Origin of the sequence: Psychrobacter sp. 1Y1, assembly GCF_051847395.2 — a bacterium.
Taxonomy (GTDB): domain Bacteria; phylum Pseudomonadota; class Gammaproteobacteria; order Pseudomonadales; family Moraxellaceae; genus Psychrobacter.
The window spans coordinates 2734410-2751331 of record NZ_JBPYDF020000001.1 but is presented as its reverse complement, the minus strand read 5'-3'; the positions used below and the strand labels follow the sequence as shown (position 1 = coordinate 2751331).

The following is a 16922-nucleotide window of genomic DNA, read 5'->3' as shown; positions in this document are numbered from 1 at the left end:
TGTCTTTCTTGTATTGGCTTCAACAAACCTAATAGTTACTTCCAATAAAAAACCCTCTTATAATTTAAGAGGGTTTTTTTATGCTTGTAATATTTCTTCTAAGCTATTTCTATATTTTTAGAATTAACCTAAATTAATAGATTTGGACAGTATTAGTTTTTTACAATGATACCACAACCAATACGATCGCCTGCATTACCTGAAGGCTGACTGGTATAGTCGTCAACGCCAGCATGTACGATAAAGGCCAAACGATTTACGCTGTATTTACCTGCTTCAGTTGCCGCGATTTTCTTATTCACATAGTTAATAGTAGCAACACCATCTTCATTAGCAGTTAAGTTTGGCAGGTCACCAGCATGACCATTCATATCATCTGGATTAGAGTGTGGCTTGTTGTCTGGGTTGAAGTGCCCGCCTGCTGCTTTACCCATAACGTCACAGCTACCTGTTTCGTGGATATGTAATGAGACAGTTCTGCCTGGCTGTAGGTTAGTGAGTTTACCGTAAACTTGGACGCCGCCGTCGACTGGACGTAAGAAAACTTGACCAACTTCTTTCTTCTTGCCATCTACTGTTTGTATGGTTGATTTTAATGTCGGTTGTGCTAAAGGATTACCCGTTTGCATTTGACTTTCTACGGTTTGGCAACCAGTCATTGCTAACGCTGAACCGCATAATAGGGTACTTACAAGTAATGTCTTATTCATTATTATCTCCAATTGTTTGAGTTGTTATTTTTAATCTTCATTAAAGTCACGAATATCTATCGTTATCATTCTATAAAATCGGTGTCAATATTCGTTAACATCGGAGTCAGTATAGCCAAGCTAACTCTATAGTTATTCATCAAATGCGCAACAATCAGTTAATAAATGTAAGTATCGTATGGGTTTGAAAAACGAGACAATATAAATAACCCTTGAAATTAAATGGCTTTAAATGCGTGAGAAACCTACTAAGAAAGCTACGAACTGCAAGCAAATGAATAATAAACAAGCGTAAAAAAGCCGCCCATCATTGTGATAAGCGGCTCTTATTTTTTAAGAATTGGCTAACGAATAATCAATTAATTGTGCAGTGCTTTGCCAGAGGTTTTATCAACGGTCACTTTGGCAGGCTTAATTGGCGTTGGCATACTGACCAAAGCAATCTTTAAAATTTCTTCAATCGTCGCAACTGGCTGAATGGTTAAGCCTTCTTTTACGTTATCAGGGATATCCGCCAGATCACGTTCATTGGTCGCTGGGATCAAGACGTGCTTGATACCACCGCGATGTGCCGCCAGCAACTTCTCTTTGAGACCACCGATACGCAGGATCTTACCGCGTAAAGTAATCTCACCTGTCATCGCAATATCTGGACGGATAGCGATACCTGTCAACGCAGAGACTAGCGCTGTCGTCAGTGCACCACCAGCAGATGGGCCGTCTTTTGGCGTGGCACCTTCTGGCATATGTACATGGACGTCTGTTGTTTTAAACGTCTCGTAGTCGATACCTAAGCTGTCACCGCGAGCACGAACCACGCTCATGGCTGCACGAATCGACTCTTTCATTACATCGCCTAGTGAACCAGTAAAGCTAAGCTCGCCTTTACCTTTCATGCCGACCGCTTCGATGGTCAATAGCTCACCGCCGACCTGAGTCCATGCAAGACCAGTAATACGACCAATCTCAGGCTCTTCTTCAGCCAGACCGTAGTCATACTGATGTACACCTAGATAATCATCGATGTTCTTGTCATCGACTGTCACTAGCTGACGTTCTGCTTTTTTCGGAGCACGCGCGCCATGAGTTTCAACCGAACCGCGAACCACTTTGCGGCAGATTTTGTTCACTTCACGCTCAAGGTTACGCACACCTGCTTCACGCGTATAGCTACGCACGATGCTGTGCAATGCCGCTTCAACAATCTCAATTTCGCCTTCTTTGAGACCGTTTTGCTTAATCGCTTTTGGCACTAGGTATTTCTGTGCGATATTGACCTTTTCTTCTTCGGTATAACCCGGCAGACGAATAACTTCCATACGGTCAAGCAGCGCAGGCGGAATATCCATGCTGTTGGCAGTACAGATGAACATCACTTGCGACAAATCTAAGTCCATATCTAAATAATGGTCGTTAAACGTATCGTTCTGTGATGGATCCAATACTTCAAGCAACGCTGATGCTGGATCACCGCGGAAGTCTTGCGCCATCTTATCGATTTCATCTAATAAAAACAGCGGGTTTTTGACTTCTACTTTTGCAAGTGACTGAACGATTTTACCTGGCATTGCACCGATATAGGTACGGCGATGACCACGAATCTCTGCTTCATCACGTACGCCGCCAAGCGCCATACGTACAAACTTACGACCCGTGGCACGGGCGATAGATTCACCCAACGAGGTTTTACCGACACCTGGAGGACCGACGAGACATAGAATCGGACCACGAAGTTTCTTCACGCGTGATTGCACGGCGAGGTACTCTAAGATGCGGTCTTTTACATCTTGTAGACCATAATGATCTTCGTCTAATACCGTCTTAGCTTTATCTAAATTGATAGATACTTTGGTCGTCGCATTCCACGGCGTATCCAAAATCCATTCAATATAGTTGCGTACGACTGACGATTCACTTGATGCAGGTGGCATCATTTTGAGCTTTTTGAATTCTTGCTCCGCTTTTTTGCGCACATCTTCTGGCAGGTCAGCATCTTCTAAACGCTGCTCTAGCTCAGCCACATCATCTTCACCATCGAACGCGCCGTCATTCATATCTGACAGCTCATTTTTGATGGCTTTCATCTTTTCATTCAAGAAGTATTCGCGCTGATTGTCTTCCATTTGCTGACGGACAGCATCTTGGATATCTTGTTCGATATTTTGCTCAGCACTTTGCTTGACTAGATATTCAGTCAAAGTATTGATATGCGTTTTGATATCGTCTTCTTCTAGGAAAGACTGCTTGATATCAAGATCCATCGACACACGAGTTGAGATGAAATAAACCAACTCAAGCAAGTCGTCGATACGCTTAGCCACACGAGTCAGCTCACGTGCATTGCGAAGTCGCGCATCTGCATAGCTTTCGAATAATGTGGTTAACGCTTGAATGGTATTTTTCTGTTGGCTCTCATCCATGCTGACATCGAGGTCGGCACGTTCAAATCTCGCCATTAATAAATCATCATGACCTTCTATATTGTCAACACGAGCGCGGTATTGACCTTCGATCAATACTTTAATGCAGTTCTCGTCGCTGTCATGTGGCATGGTGCTGACGATGCGACACACTGTACCGTACTGATACAAGTTGTCTTGATCAATATCTTCGGTCAGTGAGTCTTTTTGCGCGACTACCAATACTTTATTGCCATACTCAGCTTGTGCCAGCTCAACTGCTTTCACCGATGGCGCACGTCCCACAAACAATGCAATTTGCATGTGTGGATAGACGACGACGTCGCGTAATGCTAGCAGTGGCAAATAGCTTTCATCTTCATTGTCTTTGACAGTGTTGGATAAGGCGTTTAACGCATCCGTAGATGCGCTTTCTGTCTCATTGTTCGCATCAGCACTGATGTTAGCGTCAGTGTCAGTATTTGCATCAGACGTCGTGTCAGTGTTCAGGGCAGATGATACATCGATGTCGATGTTGTCTTTATCAATATTATGTTCACTCATATGTTTTTCCTCGTTCCCCAGACTTGTAAAGTCAAGTTCGTGGTTCATGTTTAGATAAATGGTGCTCACGAAAAAAATTGCAAGGCTGATTGGTGAAGTCGTTTGCTTATCTTTGTTAAATAGTTGTTTGAGCGTCCAGTTATTAGTGCAATTAATGTGGGTAACGATGTGTCGTCAATAGTATGACTGGTCTATGAGTGATAAAAACAGTCAGAAATTATAGAAGAGGGTTTAGATGTGTAAATGATATTTGGCTGCTTATGATGATGTCTAATCGGTTCTATGCGTAGGCTTTATACCCAAAATAAGGTAAACTGGCGCGCGTCTAAAATAGGCTCTCATATTGAGACTTTTTAGACAACAGGGCGATATTCATTAGTTTCAATATTCATAGGTCTCATTAAGACCAAAGTATAAAGAACAAGGGGCAACACATGGCCATCAATGCAGTATTGCTAGCAGTTATTATCATGCTAGGACTGTCACTTTCGCGAGTGCACGTGGTGCTCAGTTTATTAATCGGCGCGCTGGCAGGTGGACTGCTAGCAGGGCTTGGTATTACTGATACGCTCAATGCTTTTCAAGAAGGCATCCGTAATGGCGCAGAAATTGCGCTGTCGTATGCACTGCTTGGGGCGTTTGCGGTAGCGATTGCTCATTCGGGCTTGCCGCAGTCATTGGCAGGCGCGGTCATCAAGCGTATCGATGCGGCTGGCACGAGTGGCATGATTAAGTACATGCTGTTTTCAGGCCTCATTACCATGAGCTGCTTTAGCCAAAACTTAATCCCTATTCATATTGCCTTTATTCCGCTACTGGTACCGCCACTATTGTTAGCATTCAATCGCATGCAGATTGATAGACGCCTGATTGCTTGTCTGATTACGTTTGGACTGGTCACCACCTATATGTTTATTCCTTATGGTTTTGGTGATATCTATCTCAATCAGATTATGCTAAAAAACGTGGGTGAAGCGGGCATTGATGTTACCAATATTTCTGTGGTACAAGCCATGGCGATTCCTGCGTTGGGTATGCTAATTGGTTTGCTGGTTGCCGTATTTATCAGCTACCGTAAGCCACGCGCATATCAGCAGATTTCGATAGATCAGCAAGCGCATGATGCCGTAGTAGAAGGTGATGCATTAAGCAAAACTGCTGCTGGCGCACAGTCGCAAAGCAAGCTAAAGACACTGGTTGCACTGGCTGCTATCGTGACTGCTTTTGTGGTGCAGTTATATACTGACTCGCTACTTCTCGGCTCGATGTTTGGCTTCGGTGTATTTATGGCGACTGGCGTAGTGAAGTGGCGTGATGCTGATGGCGTCTTTAATGATGGTATCAAACTGATGGCGATGATTGGCTTTATTATGATTACCGCGCAGGGCTTTGCTGAAGTAATGAAAGCGACTGAGCAGATTCAGCCATTGGTCGATGGGGCAGCATCACTGTTCGCTGGTAACAAAGCGATGGCTGCCTTTATTATGCTATTAATCGGTTTGATTGTGACCATGGGCATTGGTTCTTCATTTTCGACCATTCCTATTTTGGCTGCGATTTATGTGCCGCTGTGTATCTCTTTAGGGTTTTCGCCGTTGGCTACTGTGGCGATTATCGGTACGGCTGGCGCGCTGGGTGATGCGGGTTCGCCTGCGTCAGATTCGACATTGGGGCCAACCTCTGGTCTAAACATCGATGGACAGCATGACCATATCAAAGACAGTGTGATACCGACATTCTTGCATTACAACATTCCGCTACTGGCATTTGGTTGGATTGCAGCGATGGTGCTGTAGTAAGTGATTTGAACGACTGGGTCTGATATAAAGGGCGAGTATAGCTATAAGCTATGCTCGCCTTTTTTATTTCTCTTTATTGCTTAATTAATATGTTTTTTAATACTCATCATAAAAATCTTGGGGCTGTAGTAGATAAGCACTATGCTAGACTACTTTTATGAAGATAACCCGTTGTAAACTAAGTAAAAAAGCACAGCGAAGGCTGTTAGAGTTTTTTACGGCTGAAGTGACTGCTAGAACAGCCGCAGATTTGCTTGATATTCAGCCTAATACTGCTGCACTTTTTTATCATAAAATAAGACTTGTGATAGATTGCCATCTCTCATTAGAAGCTGATGAGCTTTTTGATGGTGAGGTCGAATTAGATGAAAGTTACTTTGGCGGTGTACGCAAAGGCAAAAGAGGTCGCGGGGCTGCTGGTAAAACCGCTGTATTTGGTATTCTAAAACGAAACGGTAAGGTTTATACCATTGTCGTAGCAGACACCAAACAGACTACCCTAATGCCTGTTATTAAGCGTAAAATCAAGCCTGACAGCTTTGTTTATACGGATAGCTATCGAAGTTACAATGCATTAGATGTGAGTGAGTTTAAACATTTCAGAGTCAATCACTCTATAGAGTTCATTTGCGGTAAGAACAATCACATCAATGGCATTGAGAACTTCTGGAATCAGTCCAAACGAACACTCAGAAAGTATAATGGGATTAATAAGAAGAACTTCCATTTGTTTTTAAAAGAGTGCGAGTTTAGATTCAACTATGGCTCACCATCTAATCAGCTGAAAACCTTGAGAAAATGGTGTGATATTTAATCCTTATCTACTACAGCCCCAAAATCTTTTATCTCACCATTTAAACTACTCAAAAACGCATCGCTTTGCGCTAGCAATTCATTTAAGCGTTCTTCATTGACGAGCCGTGTCATTTCATCAGCGCTAAAGGGTTGCTCTTGACTGTAGTAACGTTGCTCCCTAGCGTCCTCATTGCCTAATGTTTGCAAATATTCATCCACACTGTCTGCACTGGAATCAGCAGCGCTAGAGTCTTTTTCAAATTGTTTATCGTCTTTCATCAAAACCACCTTATGCCGCTTGGCGTAATTAAACCATCTAATGGCACATCCCACGGTTGACGCGCTAATTGCTCAACCACTTGAAAATCATAGCACCAGCCTATCTTTAACGGCCTTGAAGCCCCTGATCGATAGCTGTTACCCAGCGTCGTATCATAAAAGCCGCCACCCATGCCCATGCGGTTGCCATGCTTATCTACCGCGACTAACGGGCAAATAATCACGTCTAGTTCTGCCGCCCATAACAAAGCGCGGCTGTGATTTTGTTTCATGCCTAATTGATGAATGCGAGTGGGGACGTTGACCAGTTTTGAATGATAGACAGGCACAAAGCGTAGATGTTTATCATCATTGCCATTGCTAGTACGACCAAGAGAACCAACAACTGGTAAATAAGGTGAATAGCCTAAGCGTTGACACCAACTCAATAGTGGCTGAGTAGGTAGCTCACCAAATCCATCATAATAAAGCCCAATGCGTACATGTGTAGGCAATCGCTGCTGTAGTTTGGTCAAATGTAAGCTTGCAGACTGAGCAAGTTGTCTACGTTCTCCATCGCTCAACTGACGGCGTTGGCGAGTAAAGTGTCGTCTAGGCGGGTTACTTAGTGTGGGCTCTTGTGAGTTAAAAGTTTTTGGCTCAGTGGGCATAGTTTTAGAGTGCATAGGTATCTTATCCAATGAAGTATCAGATTGGTGGTGACAGGCGTTTTTAGACATTCGTTTTTAGGCATCGCTCAAGGCTATTTGTGAATATTCAACACGTCCTAGTCATGCTATCATAACGCCACTTTATATCGTATTCTCCTTTATGTGCAGCAGATGTTGCATTTTTTAGAGCAGTCATAAAACAACAAACCATCAAAGAGGGTAGTTATGTCGACACAGAATCAGGCAACTCGTACCGAAAAAGACACCATGGGTAACGTAGAAGTCCCAGCTGATGCCTATTGGGGCGCGCAAACACAGCGTAGCCGCGAAAACTTCAAAATCGGTGGCGAGACATTGCCGCGTCCGATGATTGAAGCGATGGCACTGGTCAAAAAAGCCGCTGCGATTACTAATGCAAGCCTAGAGCGTATCGAAGACGACAAGCGTGATCTTATCGTACAAGCCGCTGACGAAATCATCAATGGTGGTCTGGTTGATCAGTTCCCATTGGTCGTATGGCAGACAGGTTCTGGCACACAGTCAAACATGAACATGAATGAAGTGCTTGCCAACCGTGCCAACGAAATCGCTGGTTCTGAGCGTGGCAGCTACACGCCAATTCATCCAAATGACCATGTCAACCATGCACAGTCTACCAACGACAGCTTCCCAACGGCGATTCGTGTGGCGGCTGCTCGTCAGATCAACAGCTTATTGATCCCAGCGGTACAAGCACTACGCGATACATTGGCTGCAAAAGCAAAAGAATTTGATAGTATCGTAAAAATCGGTCGTACGCATCTACAAGACGCTACGCCTTTGACCCTAGGCCAAGAGTTCAGCGGCTATGTAAGCCAACTTGATCATTCATTGACTCGTATCGACAACGCGCTACAAGGTCTATATGAATTGCCACTAGGTGGTACCGCGGTTGGTACTGGTCTAAACGCCCATCCTGACTATGCAGTAAAAGCAGCTGAGCAACTAGCGACTTTGACTGGCTTGCCATTTGTCACATCCCCAAATAAATTTGAAGCACTAGCGGCTCGTGATGCAGAAGTATTTGCGTCAGGCGCACTAAAAACGCTAGCGGGCAGCTTAAACAAAATCGCTAACGACGTACGTTGGTTGGCTTCAGGTCCTCGTTGTGGTCTTGGCGAGTTGACGATTCCTGAAAATGAGCCAGGCTCTTCTATCATGCCAGGCAAAGTAAACCCAACGCAGTCAGAAGCAATGACCATGGTTGTCGCTCAGGTCATGGGTAACGACACAACTATCAGCATGGCTGGCGCGTCAGGTAACTTTGAGCTAAACGTGTATAAGCCAGTTATCGCCTTTAACTTGTTACAGTCTATCAAACTGCTTGGCGATGCTTGCAACAGCTTCAACGAGAACTGTGCCGTGGGTATCGAGCCAGTAAAAGACAAAATCGATGATTTCTTACACAATTCACTGATGCTAGTAACGTCATTGAACCGTCATGTTGGCTATGAAAACGCAGCTAAAATCGCTAAGACTGCTTATAAAGAAAACAAAACTTTGAAGCAAGTTGCGGTTGAGCTAGAGCTACTAACTGAAGCTCAGTTCGATGAGTGGGTAATTCCTGCTGATATGGTACATCCTAAGTAAGCAGTATACCAAGTAGTGACCTGCTACGGCGTTAGGCTCGCTTAATGTACGATAAGTGCCATTTTCACTCGTCTTTCTGGTAGCAGTGTTATACTTGTTCCACTGAGAATTTAGAAATAAAAAGACCTTGTCACTTCTTATAAGAGTTATATGAGAATGTGGCAAGGTCTTTTTTAGTCTATACTTTTTAAGCTAGCGCTATATTTTATATAAGGAACGCAATCTCAAAGATTGCTTGTGGACCAGTATAACCATTATCATATACCTGCAGGATTTTAGAAAAAAAGACAATAACCTAAATCGGAGTAAATAATGATCACCCATGTTCCTGATATGACTTTTAAAACTCGTGTTCGTGATGAATCTATCGGAGGAGACAACCCATTCACATGGTACGACTTAACCACAGATGAGTTGTTTGCCAATAAAAAAGTAGTGGTATTCTCACTACCAGGCGCTTTTACGCCCACGTGTTCGACCAGCCATCTGCCTCGTTACGAAGAGCTATATGATGAGTTTAAGGCGTTAGGGATAGATGAAGTGGTTTGCGTTTCTGTCAATGACGCGTTCGTCATGTACCAATGGGGTCTCAAGCAAAACCGCGAAAACGTTTTCTTGCTTCCTGATGGTAATGGTGAGTTCACTCGTAAAATGGGCATGCTCGTTGATAAGAGTAACCTTGGCTTTGGTATGCGCTCATGGCGTTATTCGATGCTTGTCGACAATAAAGCTATCAAAAAAGTGTTCAAGGAACCTGATTTTGGCGACAATTGCCCAATAGATCCGTTTGAAGTATCAGATGCAGACACTATGCTTGAGTATTTAAAAAGTAATGCTTAGATTCCATTGAGTTTGTAGTGTGGGTGGTAACCCGCAAATCTATAAATTTATTGAATAAAAAAACCTTGTCACGTTATATGACAAGGTCTTTTTTATGACAATTTAGGCTTAATTAAAACTTATAAAGCAAACCAAGTGTGGTTGCTGCTTCAGTACGTGAGTCGACCATTGGGCTATCATACTGCTCATTTGGTACATAGCTCACGCTTTGATTGGCAAACCCTGCCCAACGCTCATTAAAGTCATAGTTAGCACTGATATTGATATACGGATTCAGGCTTGAGTTAGATTTATAAGCGTCAACGCCTGTCTCTGCTGACTCTTTTTCACTGACACCATAGTAGTATTCATTGTAGTCAGCATCATGATATTCAAAGCCAATACTTGGATAGACCGTGAGCTTGCCTTTAGTGATTCTAGAAAGATAGGTCAAGCGAGCCGTGTTGCCGCCACTACGATCTAATACATCAGCACCTATCTGCGCGCGGATGCCACCAATAGCCGTACGACGCTGATAGCTAAGACCTGCTTCTGCTGATGATTTACGCTCATCCAAGCCTTGCAGTGCGCCATTGGCATCATCAGGTTCAAACTCAGAACCTGCAAGCTTGGCATAGGCAGATAGCTGATTGACACCGTCATTGATCAGATACGCACCAGCTTGGGCACCGCGTACATAGACTTTGTTGTTGTCATAAAATGCACCTGGTAGCACGCGCACTTCAGTACTGTCTTCGAGATCATAGGCTGATTTGACCGCCATCACATTGACCCCAACGCTAAGCTCAGCATCTTTGTCAGTCGGCAAGTTGTCATTAAAAAGTGCGGCGTTAGACAGGCTAGCCACACTAAGTAGTGCCGTAGCGGTGAACGCGCTAAACATAGTACGTGTAGAGATATTAGGTAGCGCGGCAAGTTTTAACATAATTGGATCTCGTAAGTGGGTATAAATAACTGAGTGGTGCGATTAAGCAAAACGTGTTCAAAAGGACAAACAATAAAACGAATCAGTAATATAGGTCAGTATGCTGTTTTTGGAGTCTATATAGCAATGATAGATAAGTATGAGCATTTACTCAATGGCTTTTAGTACTTGCAGTAATTGCTGATGAATATCTTGCCACCACCAGACAAAACCAATGCTAATAAATAGCATCGCAAGCCATGGTAATAGCTGCCAAATAATAGAAGGCTTTTTAAGTATTTCGGGTTCAATACTATTATGAACAGCTTCATTACTTAACGGTGGATTGTTAGCAGTAACGCTTTCAGCACTATTGTTAGCATTTATATCAGACACATTCGTTTCATTGTTAGCAAGCACAGTATCTTGCTCGGTTGAATTAGCATCAATGTGAGGCGATTGTTCGATAGAAGTGGCATTATACGGACTTTGATTATCGTGTTGTTCACGATATTGGCTACTATACTGACTATCATAGGGTGTGTTGTCATAAGTACTGTATGAGTAGTTGGTTTGATAAGGGTTAAACGTGCGCTGCTGCTGAATCGCTGCATTCTGTATAGCAACGGCTAGACGCTGACGGTAGCCAATGGCAAAAGCCAACGCAATCACTAGTCCTGTGATTGCGCCACCGATATGACCAGCATTATCAATTCCCGGTACGGCAAACCCATAGACGAGGTTGATGCCCATAATAAATATCAGGCTTTTTAGATTAAGCACCATGCCATTGACCGATATTTTAAACAGTGCTGCGATTAATAGTGCCGCGCCAATACCCATGATACCGCCAGACGCCCCAGCTGATAGTCCAGGCTGTCCTGTGCCATCCAAAATACTTTGCCATGTCACATAGCTGTTGAGCAAGTTACCACCGATTGCCGCCAGCAAAAATAACGCCAAAAACTTGGCTGAACCAAACATCGGCTCGGCAATCTGCCCAAAGAAATACATGGCAAAGCCATTAAATAGTAGATGCATGAGACCAATGTGCAAAAACGCACTACTGGCCAAGCGCCATGGGTCATCCATCATCGTTAAGGGTAAGGCGTTGGCACCCCATTTAACTAACGCTTCAGTTGACGGGTTATTGGCATCGACGCCCGTGACTAGCTGCATGACAAATAGCCCGATAAAGCTGGCTAATAGCAGGGTAGTGACGGGCGCTGTTTTTAATAATTGTTGAATGGTCATAAAGGCTAACTGTCATCAAAAAGTTATAGAGACAGTATAAAGGGTATGAGCAAATTATGTTATGTGTAGCCGGTTTTAAACGTTGATTGTTCTACAATCAGCCGCTCTAAAAACGACCCACTTTGAGGTTTTCATACGTGCCTTTTACCAAGATATTATCCGTGACAGTATTGATATCGGTATGACCACAGAATGCCATAGATATATCACACTCTTTATAGATAATCTCAAGCGCGCGGCGCACCCCGTCTTCACCATACGCTCCCAATCCGTAGAGAAAAGCGCGACCAATCATTGTGCCCTTTGCACCCAATGAGATGGCTTTTAGCACATCTTGACCAGAGCGAATGCCACTGTCTAACCACACTTCAATGTCGCTATTCTCAGCATGGACAGCTTGTACGATGTCAGACAGCGCAGAAATAGAAGACAGTGCGCCATCTAACTGACGGCCACCATGGTTTGAGACGACCAGTGCATCCGCGCCACTGCGAGCTGCCATAATAGCATCTTCAGGCTCCATGATACCTTTGATGATAAGTTTACCGCCCCACATGTCTTTGATACGCGCCACATCGTCCCAGCTCAGACGCGGATCGAATTGCTCTGCCGTCCAAGCAGAGAGTGATGACAGATCCTCAACATTTTGTGCATGACCGACGATATTACCAAACGTGCGACGTTTGGTGCCCAGCATATTCATACACCATTGCGGCTTGGTCATGAGGTTTATGATATTGGTTAGTGTTGGCTTAGGCGGTGCGGATAGACCGTTTTTGATGTCTTTATGACGTTGTCCCAGCACCTGTAAGTCCGCAGTCAAAATCAACGCAGAACAGTTTGCTGCTTTGGCACGGCGAATCAAATTGGCCATAAAGTCCTGATCACGCATGACATAAAGCTGAAACCAAAACGGCGCACTGGTATTTTCAGCGACGTCTTCGATAGAGCAGATACTCATGGTCGATAGTGAAAAGGGCACGCCGAATTTTTCAGCGGCGCGTGCGGCATGTATCTCACCATCTGCCCACATCATGCCGGTAAAACCCGTTGGGGCGATGGCTACAGGCATCTTGACTGGCTCACCGATCATACTCGTTGCCAGACTGCGGTTATCCATATCGACCAATACGCGCTGGCGCAGCTTGATACGGTCAAAGTCAGTCTCGTTATTACGATAGGTGGTCTCAGTCCACGAGCCTGAATCGACATAGTCATAGAACATACGCGGCACTTTACGCTCAGCAACGCGGCGCAGATCTTCGATTTCGGTGATTTTAGTTAAGTCTTTCATAGGTTTATCTCTTATTGCTGTTATGTTTTAACTAGAAGGCAACCTTAACCTAACGCTACTAGATCTAGTTTAATAGCGTCAGCTTGCCTGATTATCGTCCATTCAGTTTTCTACGGGAAAATTTGCCACAAAAAGACATCAGTCCAAAGAATGTTATGGGCCAGAGAACGGCTAAAGCCCACCACCATATTTGACCGAAGATGATAGCCATACCGATCAAACCTGCTTGCACGACATAATAAATCATCGCTAGCAGTGTTTTGCGAATCACATAGCCTTCTTTATCCACCAAGCCGACTACTGCGCAAGCAGCTACCACATTATGCACCGAAATCATGTTACCAGCCGCACCACCCACAGCTTGCAAGGCTATTACTTGTGCTGCAAGGTCGCTATTGAGTCCGATCTGATTGGCTGTTGACCATTGAAAATATGAAAACATCATATTGCTAATAGTATTTGAACCGGCGATGAAAGCACCCATTGCCCCAATCCATGGAGACACTAGCGGCCACGCATTTTGAAAAGCATCGGCAGCACTTTCAGCCAGTAATATTGGCATAGCCGGTAGCGCAGTAGCGACTTCAGCGGCTGAGCCTGAATTAATGAATACTTGTACCATAGGCACCGAGAATAGCAAAGCTGGTGCGGCAGCAACCATGGTCTTTGCCGAGTTACTCCAACTGCGCTTTACCGCTTGGCTATTCATTTTGAACAGTAAAATACATAATAAAGAAGTAATAATTAAAATGCTACCAGGAGAATAGGCGAGCTGTATCTTACTAGAGATTGTTGTACCAAAAAGATTAGTAAGGCTAATGGTTGTTAAATCCCCTACCAGAAAAGCTTTGAGTGGTGCAATCACTCGAGTTATGACCAATAAGGCAATCACAATGAAATAGGGCGAAAATGCACGAATTAAAGAGAACTTTGGGGTTGCTGAATCATCATATTTTACCTCGTCTAAAGTACCCAGCCAGTCTTTATCCCATTTTGCGCGAGGGGCAAAATCAAAAGTATCTTTAGGCATCAAAAAACCACGCTTAGCAGCGGGAAGTACAATTAACAACCCAATGAAACCGCCAATGAGTGAAGGGAACTCAGGCCCTAGAAATTTAGCAACCAAAAAATAAGGAATAGTAAAGCAAAGACCTGCAAAAATGGCAAATGGCCATACTTTAAGCCCTTCTATGAAGGAGCGTTTTTCACCAAAGAACCTTGTCAAAAAAGCACTTAAAATTAAAGGTATCAAAAACCCAATAAGAGCATGTACAAGGCCTACGTTAGCTGTAATCTGTAATAAATAATTTTCGGCAGTAGTAGGGGCAATGGACTGTGCTAAATCTTGTTTATCAGTAATACCAGACCAAACGCCAAGTAGTAGAGGCGTACCAACTGCACCGAATGATACGGGTGTAGATTGAATGATAAGAATAACCATGACCGATGCCATCGCTGGAAAGCCTAAAGCCAACAACAGCGGAGCACCCACTGCAGATGGTGTTCCGAATCCTGATGAACCTTCTACTAAAGAGCAGAACAACCATGCCACAATGATCGCTTGGACGCGCCTATCAGGTGAAATATCCATAAAGCCCTTACGTATGGCGACAAGAGCGCCGCTTTCTTTCAGCGTATTCAGCAGTAAAATAGCTGCGAATACAATGAATAAAATAGTAAGTGCCACAATAATCCCATTAACAGTAGCAGCCGCTACCTGAGCACCACTAGCGTGCCAAATGAAAAAGGCTAGCAGAGCTGTCACCAAATAGGCAATACTCATAGATATCTTAGCTGGCAGGCGCATAACTATGAGTAGTATGAATACAACGAGAATTGGCGCTAAGGCTAAGAAAGTGTACATAATTAACAGTCCTTATTGTTATTAACAGTCCTTATTGTTGTGTATACCAGCTTATTTTTTACTGGTTTTAAAGTCATACTAAGTTATTACTATAGTCGATACACTCTAAAAATGTCATAGCGCTACTGGGATGAATTTTGCGCAGCCTCTGGGAACGCAGCACGCAAGTAAAATTTATACCAGTAGCGCGTTTAAATCCATAACAGTTTTACATTCAGCTAACTATATTTATTAAGGCGTGTTAAACACGCCCTAATAGTTGCTCTTAGGTGCTTTCGCTGAGAATTGTATGTATATGATTTAACAGAGTGCAAGGTTAGAGAGTTGAGATTATTGATCAGTAAATCATTAGCATTAGTATAATCAATTTACCAAACAGAATATAAAAGTAGTCTAGCAAATATTGAAATACCATACTAGCTAAAATTAGCGGTAGATATTCTAATATAAGAAATTTAAAAGCTCTATAACATCAAAACAAAGTGCCGTTAGTTGTGAGCTAACAGTTGCTGTAAATCCATGACTGAAAATGGATAGTCTAATCTTTTTGATGGAGTCAAAATCACAGGGATAGACGTGGCAAAATCCATCATAAGCGCCTCATCAAATTCTGCAATATCGACATTTTGGTAAGTGATTGGCTGTACCGACTGAAACTGTGCAAGTATTTGCTCAGCGATATCACATAAATGACAGCCTGAGGTGCCCAGTAGCCACCATTGAGGATTATCTTCAGTGACACTAAGGTGTGGACTTGCGGCGATAACACGCGCTCGTAATACTTCTATACTATTATTATGCATGGTGAGATCTCTGAGCTTAAAGTATGCCAAAAAATGCTGACTATTAGGCTATTTTGATAAAAAGTAAAAAATAGTTGGTTTATTATTACATCATAAAGAAGTGGTGTAAATAATGACAGCGATTGTGAGATTAGGTAAGATGACCTGCTATTGATCGTTATTAATGACCAATGCTCAATAGTTAATAATTGGCTATACATAGCCCGTTTACAATCATTGATTCTTAGTTGATGTCTCATAGTCATTAATAGAGTATCTATCTTATCTTATTACTTTTTTAACCACTCGGATATCGCGCATGGCAAGTTTTGGCACATTTATCAAACGTCTGTTATTGGCAATTATGCTATTGGTTGTCGCATTCCATATATTGGTCGTCGGGCTATTATTAATTTGGAAAACGCAGCCAATTAACAACAGTATGTTTATGTTGACGCATCGACTAACGGGCGGTACGGTCACTCAGACATGGGCTGAATATGATGCAATTGCCAAATCTGCCAAGCAAGCGGCGATTGTGAGTGAAGACTCGACGTTTAGTCAGCATAGCGGTTTTGACTTTAAAGGTATCAAAGCGGCGCAAAAGAAAAACGAAGAGACAGGGAAGATGTCTGCCGGTGGCTCAACGATTACTCAGCAATTGGCAAAGAACTTGTTCCTCACCTCGCATCGCTCTTATGTGCGTAAAGCTGAAGAGGCTGTCATTACTGTGATGATTGAAACGCTATGGGACAAGCAGCGCATCATGACCGCTTACCTAAATGTGGCGGAGTTTGGTAATGGTATCTATGGTATTGATGCAGCAGCGCATCATTATTTCGATAAGTCTGCGGCCAATCTAAACCGAGATGAGTCAGCGCTTCTGATTGCAATGCTTACCAATCCAAAGTATTACGAAGACAATCAAGGTGATAAGCGTTTGCGTAATAAGCAACGTATTATCAAAAAACGTATGAAAAACGCTGTATTACCGCAAGCAGCTTCATAAATATAAATCATTAGGGCTGGGCTAGGACGTGTCCTCATTTTAAAAATGGTGATAAAAATGAGATAAATTGCCGTCAAACAAGGAAAATAGTGCAGATAATATCGAGATATTGACCAACTATTTGACGATGTTTGGCAAAATTTAGCTGTT

At 43.2% G+C, this 16922-nt stretch carries 14 protein-coding genes; 5 read left to right on the top strand and 9 right to left on the bottom strand.

Annotation, left to right across the window (positions count from 1 at the left end; genetic code table 11):
* Positions 1 to 152: 152 nt before the first annotated feature.
* The gene (locus ACS8FA_RS25505) at positions 153 to 710 is read right to left on the bottom strand and encodes a superoxide dismutase family protein (protein ID WP_102093052.1); all 558 of its coding nucleotides are present in this window, start codon (positions 708 to 710) and stop codon (positions 153 to 155) included.
* A 359-nt stretch (positions 711 to 1069) separates the two neighbouring features.
* On the bottom strand, positions 1070 to 3673 hold the full coding sequence (gene lon, locus ACS8FA_RS25500; RefSeq protein ID WP_439266189.1) for an endopeptidase La: 2604 nt from the start codon (positions 3671 to 3673) through the stop codon (positions 1070 to 1072).
* Positions 3674 to 4107: 434 nt separating this feature from the next.
* On the opposite strand from lon, the gene ACS8FA_RS25495 reads away from it, so the two are divergent.
* Together ACS8FA_RS25495 and ACS8FA_RS25490 are read left to right on the top strand one after the other, a co-directional pair.
* On the top strand, positions 4108 to 5469 hold the full coding sequence (locus tag ACS8FA_RS25495) for a Na+/H+ antiporter family protein (protein WP_439266187.1): 1362 nt from the start codon (positions 4108 to 4110) through the stop codon (positions 5467 to 5469).
* 160 nt (positions 5470 to 5629) lie between these two features.
* The gene (locus ACS8FA_RS25490; RefSeq protein ID WP_522901982.1) at positions 5630 to 6286 is read left to right on the top strand and encodes an IS1595 family transposase; all 657 of its coding nucleotides are present in this window, start codon (positions 5630 to 5632) and stop codon (positions 6284 to 6286) included.
* Here the strand turns inward: ACS8FA_RS25490 and ACS8FA_RS25485 are convergent.
* Together ACS8FA_RS25485 and ACS8FA_RS25480 are read right to left on the bottom strand one after the other, a co-directional pair.
* Positions 6283 to 6546 carry a hypothetical protein gene (locus tag ACS8FA_RS25485; protein WP_439265114.1) on the bottom strand — a complete coding sequence of 88 codons (264 nt, stop codon included), beginning with the start codon at positions 6544 to 6546 and terminating at the stop codon, positions 6283 to 6285. The genes ACS8FA_RS25490 and ACS8FA_RS25485 overlap by 4 nt on opposite strands.
* Entirely contained in the window at positions 6546 to 7211 is a 666-nt protein-coding gene (locus tag ACS8FA_RS25480; RefSeq protein WP_439265112.1) for a 5-formyltetrahydrofolate cyclo-ligase, read from the bottom strand. The genes ACS8FA_RS25485 and ACS8FA_RS25480 overlap by 1 nt, the downstream gene beginning before the upstream one ends.
* 210 nt (positions 7212 to 7421) lie before the next feature.
* Here ACS8FA_RS25480 and fumC point away from each other — a divergent pair, with 210 nt between their 5' ends.
* Together fumC and ACS8FA_RS25470 are read left to right on the top strand one after the other, a co-directional pair.
* Positions 7422 to 8825: a class II fumarate hydratase gene (gene fumC / locus ACS8FA_RS25475; RefSeq protein ID WP_439265111.1), complete on the top strand. Its 1404-nt coding sequence runs from the start codon at positions 7422 to 7424 to the stop codon at positions 8823 to 8825.
* Positions 8826 to 9137: 312 nt separating this feature from the next.
* Positions 9138 to 9665 (top strand): peroxiredoxin, encoded by a 528-nt coding sequence (locus ACS8FA_RS25470; protein WP_439265109.1) that lies wholly within the window; start codon positions 9138 to 9140, stop codon positions 9663 to 9665.
* Between the two features lie 112 nt (positions 9666 to 9777).
* Here ACS8FA_RS25470 and ACS8FA_RS25465 read toward each other — a convergent pair whose 3' ends face one another.
* The 5 genes from ACS8FA_RS25465 to ACS8FA_RS25445 form a co-directional block, all read right to left on the bottom strand.
* Positions 9778 to 10590: a MipA/OmpV family protein gene (locus ACS8FA_RS25465; RefSeq protein ID WP_439265107.1), complete on the bottom strand. Its 813-nt coding sequence runs from the start codon at positions 10588 to 10590 to the stop codon at positions 9778 to 9780.
* 147 nt (positions 10591 to 10737) lie between these two features.
* The gene (locus tag ACS8FA_RS25460) at positions 10738 to 11823 is read right to left on the bottom strand and encodes a rhomboid family intramembrane serine protease (protein WP_439265106.1); all 1086 of its coding nucleotides are present in this window, start codon (positions 11821 to 11823) and stop codon (positions 10738 to 10740) included.
* 106 nt (positions 11824 to 11929) lie between these two features.
* Positions 11930 to 13117: an alpha-hydroxy acid oxidase gene (locus ACS8FA_RS25455; RefSeq protein ID WP_414559237.1), complete on the bottom strand. Its 1188-nt coding sequence runs from the start codon at positions 13115 to 13117 to the stop codon at positions 11930 to 11932.
* Between the two features lie 91 nt (positions 13118 to 13208).
* Entirely contained in the window at positions 13209 to 14981 is a 1773-nt protein-coding gene (locus ACS8FA_RS25450; protein ID WP_093071257.1) for an L-lactate permease, read from the bottom strand.
* Positions 14982 to 15469: 488 nt separating this feature from the next.
* Entirely contained in the window at positions 15470 to 15784 is a 315-nt protein-coding gene (locus tag ACS8FA_RS25445; protein ID WP_102093060.1) for a glutaredoxin family protein, read from the bottom strand.
* A 298-nt stretch (positions 15785 to 16082) separates the two neighbouring features.
* Here ACS8FA_RS25445 and mtgA point away from each other — a divergent pair, with 298 nt between their 5' ends.
* Positions 16083 to 16772 (top strand): monofunctional biosynthetic peptidoglycan transglycosylase, encoded by a 690-nt coding sequence (gene mtgA, locus ACS8FA_RS25440; RefSeq protein ID WP_102093061.1) that lies wholly within the window; start codon positions 16083 to 16085, stop codon positions 16770 to 16772.
* Positions 16773 to 16922: the final 150 nt, after the last annotated feature.